Source organism: Pseudarthrobacter sp. rb, assembly GCF_056389225.1.
In genome coordinates this window covers 61,888-79,009 of the sequence record NZ_JBWJAR010000006.1, presented here as the reverse complement: position 1 = coordinate 79,009, position 17,122 = coordinate 61,888, and the positions used below count along the sequence as shown (strand labels likewise).

The 17,122-nt window shown below is 69.2% G+C and carries 23 protein-coding genes and 1 riboswitch; of the genes, 12 read left to right on the top strand and 11 right to left on the bottom strand.

Annotation, left to right across the window (positions count from 1 at the left end):
* Window positions 1-5 precede the first annotated feature (5 nt).
* The 3 genes from ACWRN3_RS10015 to ACWRN3_RS10005 are packed head-to-tail and all read left to right on the top strand — an operon-like array spanning window position 6 to window position 2,686.
* Window positions 6-1,439: a dihydrolipoamide acetyltransferase family protein gene (locus ACWRN3_RS10015; RefSeq protein ID WP_476740655.1), complete on the top strand. Its 1,434-nt coding sequence runs from the start codon at window positions 6-8 to the stop codon at window positions 1,437-1,439.
* 42 nt (window positions 1,440-1,481) lie between these two features.
* Window positions 1,482-1,724 (top strand): acyl carrier protein, encoded by a 243-nt coding sequence (locus tag ACWRN3_RS10010; RefSeq protein ID WP_476740541.1) that lies wholly within the window; start codon window positions 1,482-1,484, stop codon window positions 1,722-1,724.
* A complete protein-coding gene (locus tag ACWRN3_RS10005) occupies window positions 1,721-2,686 on the top strand; it encodes an alpha/beta fold hydrolase (RefSeq protein ID WP_476740540.1) in 966 nt (321 codons plus the stop codon). The genes ACWRN3_RS10010 and ACWRN3_RS10005 overlap by 4 nt, the downstream gene beginning before the upstream one ends.
* 6 nt (window positions 2,687-2,692) lie before the next feature.
* On the opposite strand, the gene ACWRN3_RS10000 is transcribed toward ACWRN3_RS10005, so the two are convergent.
* From ACWRN3_RS10000 to ACWRN3_RS09970, 7 genes are all read right to left on the bottom strand, one after another.
* Entirely contained in the window at window positions 2,693-3,967 is a 1,275-nt protein-coding gene (locus ACWRN3_RS10000) for an MFS transporter (protein ID WP_476740539.1), read from the bottom strand.
* Between the two features lie 126 nt (window positions 3,968-4,093).
* Entirely contained in the window at window positions 4,094-5,494 is a 1,401-nt protein-coding gene (locus ACWRN3_RS09995; RefSeq protein WP_476740538.1) for an MBL fold metallo-hydrolase, read from the bottom strand.
* 168 nt (window positions 5,495-5,662) lie between these two features.
* Window positions 5,663-6,025 carry a thioredoxin gene (gene trxA, locus ACWRN3_RS09990; RefSeq protein ID WP_255173116.1) on the bottom strand — a complete coding sequence of 121 codons (363 nt, stop codon included), beginning with the start codon at window positions 6,023-6,025 and terminating at the stop codon, window positions 5,663-5,665.
* 58 nt (window positions 6,026-6,083) lie between these two features.
* The gene (locus ACWRN3_RS09985) at window positions 6,084-6,380 is read right to left on the bottom strand and encodes a rhodanese-like domain-containing protein (protein WP_476740537.1); all 297 of its coding nucleotides are present in this window, start codon (window positions 6,378-6,380) and stop codon (window positions 6,084-6,086) included.
* A gap of 49 nt (window positions 6,381-6,429) precedes the next feature.
* Window positions 6,430-6,771 (bottom strand): rhodanese-like domain-containing protein, encoded by a 342-nt coding sequence (locus tag ACWRN3_RS09980; RefSeq protein ID WP_476740536.1) that lies wholly within the window; start codon window positions 6,769-6,771, stop codon window positions 6,430-6,432.
* A 22-nt stretch (window positions 6,772-6,793) separates the two neighbouring features.
* On the bottom strand, window positions 6,794-7,552 hold the full coding sequence (locus ACWRN3_RS09975; protein ID WP_476740535.1) for a sulfite exporter TauE/SafE family protein: 759 nt from the start codon (window positions 7,550-7,552) through the stop codon (window positions 6,794-6,796).
* The gene (locus tag ACWRN3_RS09970) at window positions 7,549-8,166 is read right to left on the bottom strand and encodes a rhodanese-like domain-containing protein (protein ID WP_476740534.1); all 618 of its coding nucleotides are present in this window, start codon (window positions 8,164-8,166) and stop codon (window positions 7,549-7,551) included. Before ACWRN3_RS09970 ends, ACWRN3_RS09975 begins: the two co-directional genes overlap by 4 nt.
* Window positions 8,167-8,291: 125 nt before the next feature.
* Here ACWRN3_RS09970 and ACWRN3_RS09965 point away from each other — a divergent pair, with 125 nt between their 5' ends.
* The 6 genes from ACWRN3_RS09965 to crcB all read left to right on the top strand — a co-directional run bounded on the left by ACWRN3_RS09965 (window position 8,292) and on the right by crcB (window position 11,465).
* Window positions 8,292-8,549, top strand: a complete 258-nt coding sequence (locus ACWRN3_RS09965) for a metal-sensitive transcriptional regulator (protein WP_043452296.1) — start codon at window positions 8,292-8,294, stop codon at window positions 8,547-8,549.
* A 73-nt stretch (window positions 8,550-8,622) separates the two neighbouring features.
* Entirely contained in the window at window positions 8,623-9,039 is a 417-nt protein-coding gene (locus ACWRN3_RS09960) for a DUF302 domain-containing protein (protein ID WP_476740533.1), read from the top strand.
* Between the two features lie 97 nt (window positions 9,040-9,136).
* The gene (locus ACWRN3_RS09955) at window positions 9,137-9,808 is read left to right on the top strand and encodes a haloacid dehalogenase type II (RefSeq protein WP_476740532.1); all 672 of its coding nucleotides are present in this window, start codon (window positions 9,137-9,139) and stop codon (window positions 9,806-9,808) included.
* 54 nt (window positions 9,809-9,862) lie between these two features.
* A riboswitch (Fluoride riboswitch) is annotated at window positions 9,863-9,949 on the top strand.
* A 66-nt stretch (window positions 9,950-10,015) separates the two neighbouring features.
* Complete coding sequence (locus ACWRN3_RS09950) at window positions 10,016-10,564, top strand: universal stress protein (protein ID WP_476740531.1); 549 nt, start codon at window positions 10,016-10,018, stop codon at window positions 10,562-10,564.
* Window positions 10,564-11,091 (top strand): fluoride efflux transporter FluC, encoded by a 528-nt coding sequence (locus tag ACWRN3_RS09945; RefSeq protein ID WP_476740530.1) that lies wholly within the window; start codon window positions 10,564-10,566, stop codon window positions 11,089-11,091. The genes ACWRN3_RS09950 and ACWRN3_RS09945 overlap by 1 nt, the downstream gene beginning before the upstream one ends.
* On the top strand, window positions 11,088-11,465 hold the full coding sequence (crcB, locus tag ACWRN3_RS09940; RefSeq protein WP_476740529.1) for a fluoride efflux transporter CrcB: 378 nt from the start codon (window positions 11,088-11,090) through the stop codon (window positions 11,463-11,465). The genes ACWRN3_RS09945 and crcB overlap by 4 nt, the downstream gene beginning before the upstream one ends.
* A 48-nt stretch (window positions 11,466-11,513) precedes the next feature.
* Here the strand turns inward: crcB and ACWRN3_RS09935 are convergent, their stop codons facing one another.
* Window positions 11,514-12,248, bottom strand: a complete 735-nt coding sequence (locus tag ACWRN3_RS09935) for a CDP-alcohol phosphatidyltransferase family protein (RefSeq protein ID WP_476740528.1) — start codon at window positions 12,246-12,248, stop codon at window positions 11,514-11,516.
* 42 nt (window positions 12,249-12,290) lie between these two features.
* Window positions 12,291-12,719: a hypothetical protein gene (locus ACWRN3_RS09930; RefSeq protein WP_236560873.1), complete on the bottom strand. Its 429-nt coding sequence runs from the start codon at window positions 12,717-12,719 to the stop codon at window positions 12,291-12,293.
* 145 nt (window positions 12,720-12,864) lie between these two features.
* Here ACWRN3_RS09930 and ACWRN3_RS09925 point away from each other — a divergent pair, with 145 nt between their 5' ends.
* Window positions 12,865-13,410, top strand: coding sequence for a YceI family protein (locus tag ACWRN3_RS09925; RefSeq protein ID WP_159633211.1), 546 nt, complete (start codon window positions 12,865-12,867; stop codon window positions 13,408-13,410).
* A 26-nt stretch (window positions 13,411-13,436) separates the two neighbouring features.
* Here the strand turns inward: ACWRN3_RS09925 and ACWRN3_RS09920 are convergent, their stop codons facing one another.
* A complete protein-coding gene (locus ACWRN3_RS09920; RefSeq protein WP_476740527.1) occupies window positions 13,437-14,183 on the bottom strand; it encodes an ABC transporter permease in 747 nt (248 codons plus the stop codon).
* 141 nt (window positions 14,184-14,324) lie between these two features.
* Here ACWRN3_RS09920 and ACWRN3_RS09915 point away from each other — a divergent pair, with 141 nt between their 5' ends.
* Window positions 14,325-16,301, top strand: a complete 1,977-nt coding sequence (locus ACWRN3_RS09915) for an APC family permease (RefSeq protein WP_159633205.1) — start codon at window positions 14,325-14,327, stop codon at window positions 16,299-16,301.
* Here the strand turns inward: ACWRN3_RS09915 and ACWRN3_RS09910 are convergent.
* Entirely contained in the window at window positions 16,270-16,455 is a 186-nt protein-coding gene (locus ACWRN3_RS09910) for a hypothetical protein (RefSeq protein WP_476740526.1), read from the bottom strand. The genes ACWRN3_RS09915 and ACWRN3_RS09910 overlap by 32 nt on opposite strands.
* Window positions 16,456-16,603: 148 nt before the next feature.
* Between ACWRN3_RS09910 and ACWRN3_RS09905 the strand changes: the two genes are divergently transcribed.
* Window positions 16,604-17,122, top strand: a complete 519-nt coding sequence (locus ACWRN3_RS09905; RefSeq protein ID WP_476740525.1) for an N-acetyltransferase family protein — start codon at window positions 16,604-16,606, stop codon at window positions 17,120-17,122.

Genomic DNA, 17,122 nt, shown 5'->3' with positions numbered 1-17,122 from the left:
TCCGGATGCCGTCCCTGGGCGCGGACATGGAGCACGGCAAGGTGGTGGAGTGGCTGGTCAAACCCGGGGACTACGTCCACAAGGGCGACCTCGTGGCGGCCGTGGACACGGACAAGACCGTCATGGACATCGAGTCGTTCCAGGAAGGCGTGGTGGCCGAGTTCCTGGTGGACATCGGCGACACCGTGGACGTGGGCACCCCCATCGCCAGGATCACCGCCACCCCGGCAGAGGTCACGCCGCCGGCGAAAGTCCCGCCACCGGAACCGGAACCGGGCACCAAGGCCCCGCCCCCGGTGCGGCACCTGGCCCACACGCTGGGGGTCGACGTCGGACGCATCAGCGGGAGCGGCCCCGGCGGCGAGGTGACCCGGGCCGACGTCGAACGCGCCGCCGCTGCGCCCGGCACCTCCGCTGCGCCCGGCGCCGCCGCGGGGGCTGCTCCGGCTTCGGCTGCGCACATGCCGGGAGAAGGCGCAGCCCACCGGGTGCGGTCCTCGCCGCTGGCCCGACGGCTGGCCGCGGAGCTGGGTGTCGACCTGCAGGCCATCGCGGGCACCGGTCCCGGTGGTGCCGTGACGGAGGAGGACGTGCTTGCCGCGGTGCCTCCCCGGGAACGGGCGCCCAAGGAGGAAATTCCCGGCGGGCGGCCACCCAGCGAACGTGCGGCGGAGGAACCGGCGGAAGCACCGCCGTCGGAAGCTCCAGTTGCGGAACCGCCGCACAAAGCCGCGGGGGAAGCGCCACGGCGCGGCCGGAAGGACACCGGCAGCAAAGCGGAAACCCTGCGGCAGGCAATCGGCGCGCTGATGTCCCGGTCCAAGAAGGAGATCCCGCACTACTACCTGTCCACCACCCTGGACCTGGCGGCCGCGATGGCGTGGATGCAGAGCGCCAACCAGCAGCGGCCGGTCTCCTCCCGGCTGGTGCCGTCCGCCCTGCTGCTGAAGGCCACCGCGCTCGCGGCCAAGGAGGTGCCGGACATGAACGGGTTCTTCACCAGGGGCGCTTTCCAGCCCAGCGGCGCGGTGCACCTGGGCGTGGCGGTGGCGTTGCGGCACGGCGGACTGGTGGCCCCGGCCCTGCACGACGCCGACACCCTGACGCTCGACGAACTTATGGACCAGCTGCGCGACCTGGTGGGCCGGGCCCGGGCGGGCCGGCTGCAGCGCGCGGAGATGGCCGACCCCACCCTCACGGTGACCAACCTGGGCGATCTCGGCGTCGAAAGCGTGTACGGGGTGATCTACCCGCCGCAGGTGGCCATGGTGGGCTTCGGCAAGGTCCTGGAGCAGCCCTGGGCTCACAACGGGATGCTGGGCATCCGGAACGCGGCCATCGCCACGCTGTCCGCGGACCACCGGGTGAGCGACGGGCTGCGCGGCGGCCGGTTCCTGGCCCGCATCGACGAACTGCTGCAGAAGCCCGGCGACCTGTGACTGTTGGACCCTGACTGTTGGACCCGTACTCAAGGAGGAGCCGTGAACGAACAGGACGCGCGCCACGCAGTGGAGGCAGCGCTCGGCAAAGTAGCGCCCGACGTCGAGCCTGGCGACCTGGACGGCGGCGCCCGCCTGCGCCAGGACCTGGAACTGGACTCCCTGGACTTCCTCCGCCTGGTGGAAGTCATCGCGGAATCCACGGGGGTGGACATCCCTGAGGCGGACTACCCGGCCGTGGCCACCGTGGACGGGCTGGTCACCTACGTCGCCCGGCACGGATGACACCGCGGCGGAAGCGGCGCTGGCTCCGCCGGCTGGGGATCGCGGCGCTGGTTGTCCTGGGGCTGGTCCTGGCCTCGGCGGTGGCCAACGCAGCCCTGGAGGCGCACGAGAAGGCCACCACCCCCGCCTACGGGGAGCGGATCGCGGTGACCGGGGGATCGCTGAACGTGGTCCGCAACGGAAACTCGAACCAGGGGCCGCCGATCATCCTGCTCAGCGGACTGGGCACCGCCGCACCCGGCCTGGACTTCGCCCCGCTGATCCGCGAACTCAGCGGCTTCGACGTGATGGTGGTGGAAGGGTTCGGCTATGGCTACAGCGACATGGAAGCCAGCGCCCGCACCAACGAGCACATCAGCAACGAGCTCCATGAGGTCCTGTCAAAGCTCCAGGTCCGGCAGCCCTACATCCTGGCCGGCCACTCCATCGCCGGGTTCTACCTGCTGGACTACGCCGACCGGTACCGCCCGGAAGTTTCAGCGGTGGTGGGCATCGACGCCACCATTCCCAAGCCGGGCGACCACCCGGTGGAGGAGGCACAGCCCGGCATCAACTGGGTCAAGGTGGTGGCTGCCACCGGGCTGGTCCGCGACGTAGCCGCGGTGGCACCGGGTCTGTTCGATCCGGACGGCAACGCCTATTCGGAGGAAGAGCTGAAGCGGATGCGCACCATGATGCTGTGGAACGTGGGCAATGCCGCGGTGGCCGATGAAACAGCCCGCATCGGCAACAACGCGGCAGCCCTCCGCGGAGTCACCTATCCCGCCGACCTGCCCGTCCTGGCGTTCATCGCGGACGAAAAGGACGGCCGGGCAGCCACGAAGGCCGCCGCCGCGGAGGACCTCCTCAGGAACGTCACCCGGCACCGGGTCCTGCCCCTTGAAGGCGGCCACTACCTGCACTGGACGCAGTCCACCCGGATGGCGGCGGAGATCCGGCAGTTCATTGCCCCGGCCGGCTGACGTGCGCTATCCCGCCGCGTGGTCGTTGCCGCGCATCCGGATGGCCACCACGGCGCCGGAAGCTGCGGTGAGGACCGCGACGGCGGCAACGGCGGCGGGGATGCCGTAAAGGTCGGCGAGGACGCCGGAGAGCAGGGCACCCACGGCGAATCCGCCGTCGCGCCACAACCGGTACGCCCCCACGGAGCGCGCCCGCCAGGCCGGGTGCGCGACGTCGCCGATGGCGGCCAGCAGGGTGGGATAGACCAGGGCGGTGCCGAGGCCCAGCACGACGGCGGCGGCGAGCCAGGGCCCGAAGCTGTGGGCGGTTGCGGTGATACCCAGCGCCACGGCCTGGACCAGCATGCCGGCCGTGATGAACCATTTGCGGCCCCACCGGTCGGAGGCGGCACCGGTGACCAGCTGGGCGGCACCCCAGGCAGCGGGGTAGGCGGCGGCCAGGATGCCGATCTGGCCAAGGTCCAGCCCGGCGCCGGCGAACAGGACGGGAAAGAGGCCCCAGGCCAGGCCGTCGTTGAGGTTGTTCACCAGCCCCGCCTGGCTGGCTGCCGAGAGGGAGCGGTCCTTGAAACTGGTGAGGGTGAACACCTGGCTGGTGGTGAGGCCGGCATGGGCGCGGCTGGAGGTGCCGGCATGCTGGATGGCCTCGGTTTTGGCGTGCTGGTGGGTTTCCCGGACGGCGAGGACCGTCAGGCCCAGGCCCAGGGCGATATAGGCGGCTCCGAGCAGGAACGGGGCGGGGCGGAGTCCGAAGGAGGTGGCCAGGTAGCCGGTGGCCAGCGCGGTGGCGGCCACGCCAAGGTAGCCCGCGGCCTCGTTGAAGCCCATGGCCAGCCCACGCTGCCTGGGGCCCACCAGGTCCATTTTCATGATGACGGCGGTGGACCAGGTGAGCCCCTGGCTGATGCCCAGCAGGACGTTGGCGGCCACGATCCAGCCCCAGGACGGGCCGAAGATGAGCATGAGCGGTACGGGAACCGCTGCCAGCCAGCCGGCGATGAGGACCGGTTTGCGGCCGTACTTGTCGGAGAGGGTGCCGGCGAAATAGTTCATCCCGGCCTTGGACAGGCCGAAGGCCAGGATGTACGTCAGCGCGCCGGTGTACAGGTCCAGGTGGAATTCCTGGGAGGCCAGCAGGGGCAGGACGGTGCGTTCCTGGCCCAGGGTGCCGCCCACCAGTGCATTGACGGCAACCAGCAGCATGAACTGCGCAAGGTTCTGCCGCAGGCCCAGCATGGGACCGGCTGGCCCGGGGGCGTGGGGAAGCGTTCTGTCCGGCATTGGTGCTCCGTTCCTGGCGGTGGAAGGGGGACATAAAGGTGGCCCGGGCGTGTGGGGGCACGCCCGGGCCCGGAGCCCGGGCAGGAGGGGGGTCCTGCCCGGGCGGTCTTGGGGTGGCAGGTCCGGTTAGACCGCGGGGACGCTGTTCTGCCAGGCGTTCCAGGCGGCGTAGCTGCCGTCGAGTTCGACGACGTCGTACCCGGCACGGCGCAGGGCGCTGGCGGCTACGGAGTTCCGGACGCCGGACTGGCAGTAGGACACGATGGTTCCACCGATGGGCAGCTCGTCAAGGTGCCACATGACGCGGCCGCCGCTGAGCTGGTACGAGCCCGGGATGTGCCCGGCCTTGTGCTCGGTCTTGTTGCGGACGTCCAGGACCATGGCGGCGTCGAAACCGTCGAGTTCCTCAGGCTGGATCAGCTTGGGGGTGAAGGTGGGCAGCCCCTCGATGCCGGTCAGGTAGCCGGCCACGTTGTCGATGCCCACGCGGACCAGGTGGTCCCACATGTCCTGGGCCTGCTCCTGGTCCTTGGCCAGGAGCACCAGCGGGTTCGTGTCCGTTTCCGGGTTGACCACCCAGGCGCCGTAGCTGGCCACTGACTTGCCGGCCGGCACGTTCAGGGACCGGGCCACGGTGCCCTGGTGGACTTCGCCGTTGGAGCGGGTGTCGATGAACGTCAGGGTGTCATCTGCCAGGCCCTGGGCCACGACGGCGGTGTCCAGCTCCTGCAGCGGGGCACGCCCGCCCATGACGGCCGGGCCTTCACGGTTTTCGCGCTTCATGCGGCCGAAGTAGGCGTGGGCGTCCGGCTGGCCGTCGAGGAGCTCGTCGATGAAGCCCTGCTCGTCGTTGGCGGCCAGGTAGGGGCCCCACCAGGCGTACAGGCGCTCGTAGCCCACCGTGGAGGACGGGATGGCACCCAGGGCCTTGCCGCAGGCGCTGCCGGCGCCGTGGGCGGGGTGGACCTGGACGTAGTCCGGGAGGGTGAGGAACTTGTCGCGGAGGCTGGCGAAGAGCTGCTTGGCGCCCTCGAAGCGGGTGTCCACGCCGCCGGCTGCCTCGTCCAGCAGGTCCGGCCGGCCCAGGTCGCCGGAGAACACGAAGTCTCCGGAGAGCAGGTAGCCGGGCTTGTCGCTGAACGCGCCGTCGGTCACCAGGAAGGACAGGTGCTCCGGGGTGTGCCCGGGGGTGTGGACTGCCTTGATATTGATGTTGCCCAGGGTGATGGTGTCGCCGTCGTAGAGCCGCTCGCCCTCGAACTGGTACTGCCAGTCGGGTCCGCCCTCGCCGGAAACGTAGATCTTGGCGCCGGTGGCGGCGGCCAGTTCGCGGGTGCCGGAGAGGTAGTCGGCGTGGATGTGGGTCTCGGTGACGGCCACGATCTTCATGCCGTTCTTGGCGGCGAGCTCCTGGTACACGGCGATGTCGCGGCGTCCGTCCACCACGATGGCTTCGCCCTTGGCCTGGCAGCCGATGACGTAGCTGGCCTGTGCGAGGTCTTCGTCGTAAATGCGCTCGATAAGCATCTGGTGCTCTCCTTCATTGAAAGGGGATTGGGAAGTTTTTCTGAGTTCAGTATATATACCCCCAGGGGTATCCCACAAGTGCACTGCGGCCTATGCGTTTCCCTGCGGAATGGCCTTTGCAGCAGGTGGAGGAGGCCTGTTGCTGCGCGGTTTGTGGCTGGTGTGGGGTCAGGCGTGCTGGTGTCCGGCCTCGGCGCGGAGCTTGTCCATGTCCAGGTTCTTCACGGCCTGGATGACTTCCTCCAGTCCCGTGGCGTTGAGGGCGCCAGGCTGGGAGAAGACCAGGGTCTTGTCCTTGAACGCCATCAAGGTGGGGATGGAGGTGATGTTTGCGGCCGCGGCGAGTGCCTGTTCGGCTTCGGTGTCCACCTTGGCGAACGTGATGTCCGGGTGGCGTTCGGCAGCGGCGCCGTAGGTGGGGGCGAACATGCGGCAGGGACCGCACCAGGCTGCCCAGAAGTCAACGAAGACGATGCCGTTGTCCTCCAGGGTCTGGGCGAAGGATTGCTGGGTGATGTCGATGGTTGCCATGATCTGTCGTGTCCTTTCGGGCGAAGTTTGTGGTTGTTCCGTGCCGCGGGGGCAGGGCCTAGGTGGTGGGGAGTCCGGCGCGGGTCCAGGCGGTCATGCCGCCGGCCATGGTGTCCGCTTTGTAGCCAACGCCGTTGAGAACATCGGCGACGGCGGCGCTGCGGCTGCCGCTGCGGCATACGGCGATGACGGGCACGGCCGGGTCAAGCTCGCCCAGGCGGGCCTGCAGCTGGCCCATGGGGATGTGCAGGGCGCCGGGGATCATGCCCTCGGCGACTTCGAAGTCCTCGCGGACGTCGAGGATCCGGGCGGTGGAGCGGCGCTGTTCGGCTTCGGTGATGGTGATTTCAGCCATGGTGGTTCTCCTTCGAAGTGGTTTGTGGCTGGAGCTGGTGGTGGTGTTGCTAGCGGACGGGTTCGCCGGCCTGGCGCCAGGCGGCCATGCCGCCCCGCACCGAATAGGCGTCGTACCCCTTGGCGGCGAGGAGCCGGGCTGCGGAGGCGGAGCGGACGCCGGAGGCGCAGACGGAGATCACCGGACGGGTCTTCTGGATGCCTGCAGTGCTGGCCTGCAGCCGGTCCAGGGGAACGTGCTTGGCCTGCGGCGCCCGGCCGGTCCGCCATTCCTGGGCCGACCTGACGTCGATGAGTGTGGCCCCGGAACCCAGGAGTTCCTTTGCCTGGGCCACGGAAATCGTTTTGTAGGGCTTGCTGAAAGCCTTCTTGAGGGAATCGATCAGTCCCATGGTGTTCTCCTCTATGGATGGGTCAGGCGGTGACCGTGCCGGCGGTGACCCACGCCGCGACGGCGAAGATGAGTACCGCGAACGAGATGCGGATGTGTTTGTCGTGCAGCCGCCGCGCAAACCGGGCGGCAACCACCGATCCCACGATCGCCGGGATGGCGAACGCCAGGGTGGTGGCCCAGTCGATGGTGTAGCCGGCGGCGTGGGCGCTGAACCCGGCAGCCGAGTTGACCACGATGATGGCCAGGGACGTCCCCACGGCCTGCCTCATGCGCAGGCCCAGGAAGATGGTCAGCGCGGGGGTGATGAGGAAGCCGCCGCCCACGCCCAGCAGGCCGGTGAGGAACCCGACCAGCAGGCCCACTCCCACGGCCTTGGGGGCGCAGGACCGGAATGCCCGGTTCGGCCCGGTGCTGCAGGACCCCTCGCTTTCACGGGGCTTGCTGAGCATCCGGATGCCCGCGGCCACCATGATCACGGCGAAGGCCAGCATCAGGATGTTCGGGTCCAGCAGTTTGCCCACGGCCGCACCGGCCCAGGCTGCCGGGATGCCGGCACCCCCCACCAGGGCGATCACGGGCCAGTTCAGGCCTTCCCGCAACCTGGGGAGCAGCGCTGCCAGCGAGGAGATTCCCACCACCAGCAGCGAGGTGGGAATGGCCTGGGCGGGGCTCATGCCCACGCCGTACACCAGGGCGGGAACAGCGATGATGGACCCGCCGCCGCCCACTACGCCCAGTACGACGCCGACGACGAGCCCCAGACCCAGGGCCGGGATCATGCTGCCGCGCCCTCTTCAGCCTGCTGCACGGGAAGCTGCAGGATGGCGCTTTCGCGGGTGGGTTCCTTGGCGGCCTTGTTCCACGGCATGGCAGACAGGGCCTTGCCCATGGCGCAGGTGTTGGTCGCGGCCGAGAACGTCAGCCCGGTGCCGATGGCGCCGGCCAGCATGCGGACCTTGGGGGAGACGAACTTGCCCCCGGCCAGGCCCAGCATTACCAGGGAGCCTGCGGCCAGGCGGACCTGTCGTTCCAGGTCCCAGCGGTCTTTGCCCTTGACCACGTCGCCGCCGGCGGCGGCGAAGCCGGGAACCCCGCCGGTGAGCACGTAGGCGGTGTCAAGGCCAACAGTGGCCATGCGCTGGCGGGCCTGTTCGGCGCGGACGCCGGACTGGCAGACCAGGACAACGCGGGAGCCCAGGCGGGCGGCGAGCTCGTCGGTGTGCTCGGAGAGCAGCGGAAGCGGCACGTTGTAGGAGCCGCGGATGTGCATGGTTTCGAATTCAGCGGCAGAGCGCACGTCGATCACCACAAGATCCTGGTGTTCCTTGATCCAGGACTGGAGGGCCTCGGGTGCGAGTGCGGTAACAGCTGTTGCTTTGGAAGTGGACGTCATGGGTGGCCTCTCGGAGAGGGTCGGGTGGATACCTCACCGAGTATTACAGATACCCCCGGGGGTAGTCAAAACACCCATGGGGGTATATAGTTGAGGGCAAGCCCACCATCGATGGAGACCCCTTTATGGAACTGAACCCAACCGAACTCACGCCCGTGATCAACCGCCTTAAGCGCGCGCAGGGCCAGCTCGCCGCTGTGACCCGGATGCTTGAGGAGGGCCGGGACTGCAAGGACGTCGTCACCCAGTTGGCGGCCGTGTCCAAGGCCCTTGACCGTGCCGGCTTCGCCATCATCGCCACCGGGCTTGAGCAGTGCATCGTCCAGAAGGACGAAACCATGGACCGGAAGGACCTCGAGAAGCTCTTCCTCTCCCTCGCCTGACCGGCGGGCCGCAGCGCGCCCCGAGCCTCAGCACCCCCTAAACCCGCACCGCCCGGCAACTTAAAGGAGCATCATGACCTACACCCTGGCCACCACTGTTTCCCTTCCCTGGGCGGAGGCGCTGGAGCGCACCCGCGAAGCCCTCGCCGCGCAGGGATTCGGGATCCTGACCGAAATCAACGTCCGGTCCACCTTCGAAGCCAAGCTTGGCGCCGAGGCCGCGGACGCCGTAGGGGATTACGTCATCCTGGGTGCCTGCAACCCCGCCCTTGCCAGCCGCGCCCTGGCTGCCGAACCCGAAATGGGTGCCTTGTTGCCCTGCAACGTGGTGGTGCGCCGGAACAGCGCCGCGGACTCCACCACGGTGGAAGCCATCGATCCGCAGACCATGGCGCAGCTCAGCAGCGCCCCTTCCGTCAAGGAAGTGGCGGACGACGCCGGCACGCGCCTGCGTAAGGCCCTCGCCAGCCTGGGCCAAACGGAAGGGTAGTCCCCGCAGTTCCCGTGTGGTCTACTGCTGACTAGCCTGGCCGTGCCTGCAGCCGCCGGCGGGGCCTGACCGGCCGGCTGGAATGAGAAGGGGAGACATGGCAGAACCACTGCTCATCGTCTTTGACGTCAACGAAACGCTCTCGGACATGGCGCCGCTCGGCGAAGTGTTTGCGCAGATCGGCGCGCCCCGCGGGCTGGCAAAACTTTGGTTCGCCACGCTCCTGCGGGACGGCTTCGCCCTTACCGCCAGCGGTGACAACGAGGCCTTCGCCGCCATCGGCAAGGATGCCCTCCGCGCCCTGCTGGAAGCCGAAGGGGTCTCCGGGAACCTGGATACCGCCGTCGAACGCGTCATGGCAGCCATGCAGAACCTTTCCCTTCACCCGGATGTCCCTGGCGGGGTCCGCGCCCTGGCAGCTGCCGGGCACCGGCTGGCCACCCTGACCAACGGCGCGGCCGCCAATACGGACAGGCTGCTGGTGGCCGGCGGCATCCGGGACAAGTTCGAGCTGCTCCTCTCGGTGGAGGATGCCCCTGCCTGGAAGCCGGCCAAGGCCGCGTACGGGTATGCGGGAGCATCGGCCGGAGCGGATCCGTCCGGCATGCTGCTGGTTGCCGTGCACCCCTGGGACATCCACGGGGCAGCCAGGGCCGGCCTGCGGACCGCCTGGATCAACAGGACCGGCGCCCGCTACCCCTCGTATTTCCGGGCCCCTGACATCGTCGTCGCGGCACTGACTGAGCTGCCCCCGGCCCTCGCCTCCTAGGCTGGCGCCCGGGCCGCAGCCGTGGTGGCGGATGCTGCGGGAATACCTGTAGTCTCTGTTCACGGTGATGGATCCCGCCGGAAGGCCTGCGCAGGTGCGCGGTCTTCGAACCGCCACATGGCTGATGGTTCCTGCCTTTGACACGAAGGCAGGTGACCCGTGCCCGCACCCGGTTCAGTCTTCCTGCCCCGCCGAACAGGAGAGCACATGACTGAGCCCGAGAAACCAGCCCCCTCCACCGCCGGCGTTCCCTATGCGCCGCGGAAAATCAGCGGGCCGGTGCTCATGGGAGTGGTGCCGGGCCAGCCCTTGGCCGTCGCCCACCGTGCCGCCGAGCTGGCACACAGCCTGGGCGTGAAGCTGGTCTGCGCCTACGTGGACGTCACCACCTACCTGGCTGAAGAGCCCGACGGCAGGGTGGAAGCCCGCCCCATCGACCCCGACGGGGTTGACGACGACATCGAAGGCATCAGCGCCTCCATCGCCGGCCATCTCCGCGAAGCCCTGGACGGGACCGGGATCGACTGGTCCTTCGTGACGCTGGCCGGGGACCCTGCCAGGGCGCTGGGACGGCTGGCGGAAACCACTGACGCGTCCGTCATTGTGGTGGGCACCCGGGAACGCGGACTCGGGGCGCGGCTGGAGGAACTGCTCGTGGGATCCGTGGCAGTCCATCTCACCCACCGCCAGCACCGGCCCGTCCTGGTGGTCCCGCTGGCCCCGCACCCCAGGCACCAGCCGAAAGCGGACCACTGATGGAGCAGCCCGTCCCCAGGACCACGGCGGCCGGCGACACGGACCAAGGGACGCTGGGCGAGGCACGCGTCCACCGGCCGGTCCACCTGCACCCCGGATTCGTCCTGGTGGTCATCGTGGGCGGCACCTTCGGCGCCCTGGCCCGTTATGGGCTGGGCAGCATCCTGCCTGCGCCGGGCGGCTGGCCGGCGCCCACCCTGGTCATCAACCTGGCGGGGGCGTTCCTGCTGGGTGCCCTGCTTGAGGCCCTGGTCCGCCGGGGCCCGGACGCGGGACGGCTGCGGCTGGTCCGGCTGCTGGTGGGCACCGGATTCCTGGGCGCCTTCACCACCTACAGCACACTGGCCGTGGAAACCACCACCCTGTTCAGTGCCGGCCGCAGCGCCGACGCCTTCATCTACGTGGCAGCCTCCGTGCTGGTCGGAGCCGTGGCCACCGTGGCCGGCATCCGGCTGGCAGCAGCCCAGCATGCCCGGACCAGCTCCCCGCCGGGCACAGCCGGCCCCCAGAAGGAGGGAACCCGGTGAGCCCCCTGACCATCATCCTGCTGGGACTCGCCGGCGGCCTCGGAGCTGCCACCCGCTTCGTGGTCGACGGCCTGGTGCGCGCCAACATCAGGACCGCCCTGCCGGTAGGGACCATTGCCATCAACGTCACGGGTTCGTTCCTGCTGGGCCTGGTGGCCGGTGCCGTGATCCTGCATGCGGCGCCGCCCGAGCTGCAGGCCATTGCCGGTACCGGATTCCTGGGCGGCTACACCACCTTCAGCACCGCGAGCTTCGAAACCGTCCGTTTGGTCCAGTCCGGCCGCACGGGCCTGGCCCTCCTCAACGCCCTCGGCACGGCAGCGGCCGCCGTGGCCGCCGCCGCCGGAGGCTTCGCCGTCGCGGGGCTGCTGTAACGGGACGGGCTGCTGTGACGCGACCGGGCGGCAGCGTACCCACACCAACTAGGCAACCGCGGCCGGCACACCCTGGAGTCCGGCGCGGTGCAGGTGTTCCAGTTGGACCACGTCGCGGGTAAAGGACAACGCGAGCAGGGCCAGGGCGAGTGCCGGTACCGACGCCGCGGCAACCGCAGGGACCCCGGGGAGGAGCGCGAACAGCAGCGCGAACGGCTGGAACGCGCCAATGGCTTTGCGGGAAACGCTGGGCGGCAGCGCCACCCGAAGGTGCGGCCGGACGAGCCCCGCGGCAACGAACGCGTAGTACATGGCCCCGATGCCCAGCGTCCAGACGCCCGCCACGGGAGCGGCAGCGACGGACAGCACCAGCACCAGGGCGGCGTCGGTGGCGGAATCGAACCGCGCCCCGGCCGGCGAGGAGGTTCCGGTGCGCCGGGCCACCACACCGTCCAGCCCGTCCAGGAGGAACGCGGCGCCGCCCAGGATGGGGAGGAGCAGGTCCGTGCGGCGGCCCGTGAACAATTGCGGAACGGCCAGCACCGCGCACAGGGCCACGAGGATGGCGCGCAGCAGGGTGACCCGGTCTGCCGGCGTTGAGAACCGGGGGATCCGGCGCAGGACAGAACCGGCGGCGGCCACGGCCACCAGGGCGCCCGCGCACAGCCCGGCCAGCTGGAGGACCGGCATGGACGGGGACAGGGACGTCAGCCAGAGGGCCGACAGCACATAGATGGAAACGGCGCCGAACGCGTCCGGCACTGCCCGTTCAGCCGCGCCCATGTGCCACCTCCCCTTGCATGCTAACAACGGCGGGGGTGATGGTCACGGGCGGCGGCGCCGGGCCCGAAGCCTGGCGCCGTCGTCGGACGTTCTCCTGCGGCCGCCACGGAGCAGACCGGCGAAGGCCAGCACCGCGCCGGCTCCCTCGGCAACTGCGCTGAGGGTCTTCGAGAAGAACCAAACGGGGTCGTACATGGCCGGGATGGGTCCGATGGCCGGGATGTCCACGTACCTGTAAAGCACGACGGCGGCGAACGCGCTGAGGGCAACCACCAGGGCCACGGCATAGGAAGCCCTGCTGCCGCGGACCAGGACATAGACGCCGGCCACCAGCGCCGCGGCGGCTTCGAGCAGGAACAGGGTGCCCTGGCTGACAGTGCCGGGCTGCGCGTTCTGGTAGCCCGGGGCCAGGAAGAGGTGGACGCCGGCATCAATGAACAGCGCCAGGGCGGTCAGTAATCGTAGAGCCACGCTTATGTATACGCCGGAAGTTCCCTTCCGGTTCATACGGCCCTGTTTTCCATGTGGGTTTCGGGGGGAATATTTAGGGGCATCCGCAGTCTTGCGCCTGTAGCGGGCGGCTGAGCCTGCGGCCCTACGAGTAAGGAGAACTGCCATGACCCTTCCCAAGGAACTCACGCCTGGTACCTGGACCCTGGACATGTCCCACAGCGAGATCGGCTTCAGCGTCCGCCACGCCGGGATCAGCAAGGTCCGGGGCCGTTTCACCGAAGCCCAGGCCGAGGCACGCGTGGGCCAGTCCCTGGCGGACTCGTCGGTGCACGCCACGGTATCCACCGCCAGCTTCAACTCCGGCGACGCCAACCGCGACGCCCACGTGCGCGGCGAGGACTTCTTCGACGTCGAGAAGTACCCCGAGATGACCTTCCGCGGCACCTCCATCGAAGGGGACGGCGAGGAGTACACCCTGACCGGGGACCTCACCATCAAGGGCGTCACCCGGCCCATCGAGCTGGAAGTCGAGTTCACCGGCGTTGCCGTTGACCCGTTCGGCGCCACGCGGGCGGGCTTCTCCGCCGAGACAGAGATCAGCCGCAAGGAATTCGGGCTCACCTGGAATGCGGCGCTGGAGGCCGGCGGCCTGCTGGTCAGCGACAAGGTGAAGATCAGCCTGGAAGCGGCCCTGGTCAAGCAGGGCTGACGCAGCAGTTCCGCGGCGCCCGTCTGTTAGGGCGCCGCGGGCCGTACCTTCACGTTGCCCAGCGAACGGATCAGTGCCACCGCGGTGATGGACCCGGCGGCCATGATTGAGGCGAGCACCACCACCTGGAACCGGCCCGCCTCCAGGGGTGAGGCGCCGCCGAAGATGGCGCCCACGAACGCTCCCGGCAGCGTGACCAGGCCGGTGGTCTTGGTCTGGTCCGTGGACGGGATCAACGCTGAATGCACCGCCTGCCGGGCCTGTAAGAGGGTGGCCTGCCGGGGCGTGGCGCCCAGCGCCAGCCAGCCCTCCACCTGGTCCCACTGCTCCACCACCGCCTCGAAGAAGCGGCGGCCGGCCAGGGTGGCAATGGTCATGGAGTTGCCGATCACGATTCCGCCCACCGCCAGCGCGTACCGGGGGGAGAACTCGATGGCGCCCGTTCCGAACACGACCCCCAGCGTCACCAGGATCCCGGCGGCCATGGTTGCCGCCACCAGCGCAAAGCGCCGCCAGGACCAGGTGAGCCGCCGCGCCGCCGTCACAGACGCCACTGTGAACATGACCAACAGGGCGGCGCCCACCCACAGGGGATTGGTGATGATGCCGCCCAGCACCAGGCTGATGACCGCCAGCTGGGCCGCGCCGCGGAGGATGGCCAGGGCGGGGGAGAGGTACGACGGCGTCCGCGCGCCCCACAGGATGCCCACCGTGAGTGCCGCCAGGATGGCAACGGCCACCAGGGTGGGCAGCAGCGCGGCAAGGGTTGGCATGCCGCCAGCTTACTGACCGCACTGCGTCGTAGATCACGCGTCAAGGAATCATTAAGAAATGCCTTTTCGGCGCTCCCGCCCTTTTGGCCGGTGCTAGCTTCGCAAGGGTCGCGATGCAAAGGGCAGCGCGGAAAGGCAGACATGACCACGTTGAGCAGGCCCCCGGCGGATCCGTCCGCGCCCCACGCCCACGGCAGGAAGGCGCTCCAGGACTGGCTGCTGTTTGGGCTGCAGGACAGCAAGGGCGCCCACCCGGGTCCCGGCGGCGTGCCGACGCAGCACGAGAAGAAGCATTCGTGGTGGCAGGTCATGTGCCTGACGGGCGTGGACTACTTCTCCACCCTGGGCTACCAGCCGGCCATCGCCGCGCTGGCCGCAGGGGTCATCTCCCCGCTGGCCACCCTGGTGCTGGTGGCGGTGACCCTGCTCGGCGCCCTGCCGGTGTACCGCAGGGTCGCCGGGGAAAGCCCCCGCGGTGAAGGCTCCATCGCCATGCTCGAGCGGCTGCTGCCCCGGTGGGGCGGCAAGCTCCTGGTGCTGGTCCTCCTGGGGTTCGCCGCCACCGACTTCATGATCACCATGACCCTCTCGGCCGCCGACGCCACCGCGCACCTGCTGGGCAATCCCGTGGCGCCGGGCTGGCTCCAGACCCAGAACGTCCCCGTGACGCTCTTCCTGCTGGCCCTGCTGGCAGCGGTGTTCCTGCGGGGATTCAAGGAAGCCATCGGCGTCGCGGTGGTCCTGGTGGTTCTCTACCTGGGCTTGAACGCCGTGGTGGTGGTCGCCACCCTGGCGCAGGTGCTCACGCACCCCGCGGCCACGGGGGACTGGTGGACCAACCTGTGGGTGTCGCACGGAAACCCGGTCATGGCCGTGGCCATCGCGCTGCTGGTGTTTCCCAAGCTGGCCCTGGGCCTCTCCGGCTTCGAAACCGGCGTGGCCGTGATGCCGCAGGTGCGGGGCGCTGAGGACGACACGGAGGAGAACCCCGCAGGCCGCATCCGGGGCGCCCGGCGCATGCTCACCACCGCCGCTGTGATCATGAGCGTTTTCCTGCTGACCACCAGCTTCATCACCGTGGTCCTGATCCCGGAACAGGAATTCCAGCCCGGCGGCCAGGCCAACGGCCGTGCCCTGGCCTTCCTGGCGCACGAATACCTGGGTGTGGGCTTCGGCAGCGTGTATGACATCAGCACCATCGGCATCCTCTGGTTCGCCGGCGCCTCGGCCATGGCAGGGCTGCTGAACCTGGTGCCGCGGTACCTCCCGCGCTACGGCATGGCTCCGGCCTGGGCCAAGGCTGTGCGGCCCCTGGTCCTCGTCTTCACCCTGATCGGCTTCCTGATCACCTTCATCTTCAACGCCGACGTCGACGCCCAGGGCGGCGCGTACGCCACCGGCGTCCTGGTGCTGATGACTTCCGCCGCGGTGGCCGTCACGCTCTCGGCGCGCCGGCGGAGGCAGCGGAACCTCACGGTGGGCTTTGGTGTCATTTCGGTCGTGTTCGCGTACACCACGGTGGCCAACATCTTCGAACGGCCCGAGGGCATCCGGATCGCCGCCATCTTCATCCTCGGCATCATCGTCATCTCGCTGCTGTCCCGGGTCCGCCGTTCCTTCGAGCTGCATGCGACCCGGGTTCATCTGGACCAGCAGGCCCTGGAGTTCATGTCCAGCGCCCTGGACGGGCCCATCGCCATCATCGCCCACGAGCCGCTGCGGATGTCCGCGGAGGCCTACCGGGACAAACTCGAGTCAGCCATCGAGGTCAGCCACCTCCCGCTGGCAGGTGACGCCCTGTTCCTGGAGGTCGTCGTGGACGACTCCTCGGATTTCGAGACCGAGCTGCACGTCCGCGGCGTGAACCGGCACGGGTACCACATCCTGGAAGTCCACGGCCCGGTGGTACCCAACACCATCGCCTCCGTGCTGCTGCACATCAGGGACGTCACTGGCCTGATGCCGCACATCTACTTCCGCTGGACCGAGGGGAACCCCATCACCAACCTGGTCCGGTTCCTGTTCCTGGGCGAGGGCGAGATCGCGCCGGTGACCCGTGAGGTGCTGCGCGAGGCGGTTCCGGACGTCACCCAGCGGCCCTGGGTCCACGTGGGCTGATGGGCTCCACCGCGGCCGCAACCCGGGCGGCGTCAGCCAGGCTGGAAGGGGCGTTCGCGCTGAAGGCTGCCTCGGCGTCGTCCTCCCAGACGCCTGCCGCGAGCACCACAACGTGCACCCTGCCGCGGTCCGCGGGCTCTTCACCCCACCGCATCTGCCCTCCCTGGCGTTACGCCTGCCTATGCCTCCATCAAAGGGCCGCATGGCCGGCATCGGGGCGGGCGGGCTGCTTTATTGACGAATTTTTTACCTCGCCGCCTGCCTCGGCGGTGGCCTGCGGACGCCACACCATAATGGGATCCATGGACAGCCCCGTAACCATCCGCCCCATGTGCCCCGATGACTGGGACGCCGTCCACGCAATTTACGCCGCCGGCATCGCCACGGGGGAAGCAACATTCGAGAGCGAGCCGCCCACCTGGGAAGCGTTCGACGGCGTGCGGTTGCCTGAGCACCGGATCGTCGCCGGAATTGCGGGGCGGGTCCTGGGCTGGGCCGCGGTGTCCCGGGTCTCCACCCGCGAGGTGTACCGGGGCCTGGTGGAGCACTCTATATATGTTGACCCGCAGGCCCAGGGCCGGGGCGTGGGCCGGCTCCTCCTGGCCGCCCTGATCGAATCCACGGAGGCTGCGGGCATCTGGACCATCCAGTCCAGCATTTTCCCCGAGAACACCGCCAGCCTGGCGCTGCACCGGAAGCTGGGCTTCCGCGTGGTGGGGACCCGGGAACGGATTGCGCAGATCAGCCATGGCCCCAAGACCGGGCACTGGCAGGACACACTGCTGCTGGAACGCCGCAGCGGCGTGGTGGGGACGGAATAG

What these genes read in the sequence shown, in the direction of transcription:
- ACWRN3_RS10015 (WP_476740655.1), top strand. Translation starts at nt 6, where the DNA reads ATGCCGTCCCTGGGCGCGGACATGGAGCACGGCAAGGTGGTGGAGTGG.
- ACWRN3_RS10005 (WP_476740540.1), top strand. Translation starts at nt 1,721, where the DNA reads ATGACACCGCGGCGGAAGCGGCGCTGGCTCCGCCGGCTGGGGATCGCG.
- ACWRN3_RS10000 (WP_476740539.1), bottom strand. Translation starts at nt 3,967, where the DNA reads ATGCCGGACAGAACGCTTCCCCACGCCCCCGGGCCAGCCGGTCCCATG.
- ACWRN3_RS09995 (WP_476740538.1), bottom strand. Translation starts at nt 5,494, where the DNA reads ATGCTTATCGAGCGCATTTACGACGAAGACCTCGCACAGGCCAGCTAC.
- trxA (WP_255173116.1), bottom strand. Translation starts at nt 6,025, where the DNA reads ATGGCAACCATCGACATCACCCAGCAATCCTTCGCCCAGACCCTGGAG.
- ACWRN3_RS09985 (WP_476740537.1), bottom strand. Translation starts at nt 6,380, where the DNA reads ATGGCTGAAATCACCATCACCGAAGCCGAACAGCGCCGCTCCACCGCC.
- ACWRN3_RS09980 (WP_476740536.1), bottom strand. Translation starts at nt 6,771, where the DNA reads ATGGGACTGATCGATTCCCTCAAGAAGGCTTTCAGCAAGCCCTACAAA.
- ACWRN3_RS09975 (WP_476740535.1), bottom strand. Translation starts at nt 7,552, where the DNA reads ATGATCCCGGCCCTGGGTCTGGGGCTCGTCGTCGGCGTCGTACTGGGC.
- ACWRN3_RS09970 (WP_476740534.1), bottom strand. Translation starts at nt 8,166, where the DNA reads ATGACGTCCACTTCCAAAGCAACAGCTGTTACCGCACTCGCACCCGAG.
- ACWRN3_RS09965 (WP_043452296.1), top strand. Translation starts at nt 8,292, where the DNA reads ATGGAACTGAACCCAACCGAACTCACGCCCGTGATCAACCGCCTTAAG.
- ACWRN3_RS09960 (WP_476740533.1), top strand. Translation starts at nt 8,623, where the DNA reads ATGACCTACACCCTGGCCACCACTGTTTCCCTTCCCTGGGCGGAGGCG.
- ACWRN3_RS09955 (WP_476740532.1), top strand. Translation starts at nt 9,137, where the DNA reads ATGGCAGAACCACTGCTCATCGTCTTTGACGTCAACGAAACGCTCTCG.
- ACWRN3_RS09950 (WP_476740531.1), top strand. Translation starts at nt 10,016, where the DNA reads ATGACTGAGCCCGAGAAACCAGCCCCCTCCACCGCCGGCGTTCCCTAT.
- ACWRN3_RS09945 (WP_476740530.1), top strand. Translation starts at nt 10,564, where the DNA reads ATGGAGCAGCCCGTCCCCAGGACCACGGCGGCCGGCGACACGGACCAA.
- ACWRN3_RS09935 (WP_476740528.1), bottom strand. Translation starts at nt 12,248, where the DNA reads ATGGGCGCGGCTGAACGGGCAGTGCCGGACGCGTTCGGCGCCGTTTCC.
- ACWRN3_RS09925 (WP_159633211.1), top strand. Translation starts at nt 12,865, where the DNA reads ATGACCCTTCCCAAGGAACTCACGCCTGGTACCTGGACCCTGGACATG.
- ACWRN3_RS09920 (WP_476740527.1), bottom strand. Translation starts at nt 14,183, where the DNA reads ATGCCAACCCTTGCCGCGCTGCTGCCCACCCTGGTGGCCGTTGCCATC.
- ACWRN3_RS09915 (WP_159633205.1), top strand. Translation starts at nt 14,325, where the DNA reads ATGACCACGTTGAGCAGGCCCCCGGCGGATCCGTCCGCGCCCCACGCC.
- ACWRN3_RS09910 (WP_476740526.1), bottom strand. Translation starts at nt 16,455, where the DNA reads ATGCGGTGGGGTGAAGAGCCCGCGGACCGCGGCAGGGTGCACGTTGTG.
- ACWRN3_RS09905 (WP_476740525.1), top strand. Translation starts at nt 16,604, where the DNA reads ATGGACAGCCCCGTAACCATCCGCCCCATGTGCCCCGATGACTGGGAC.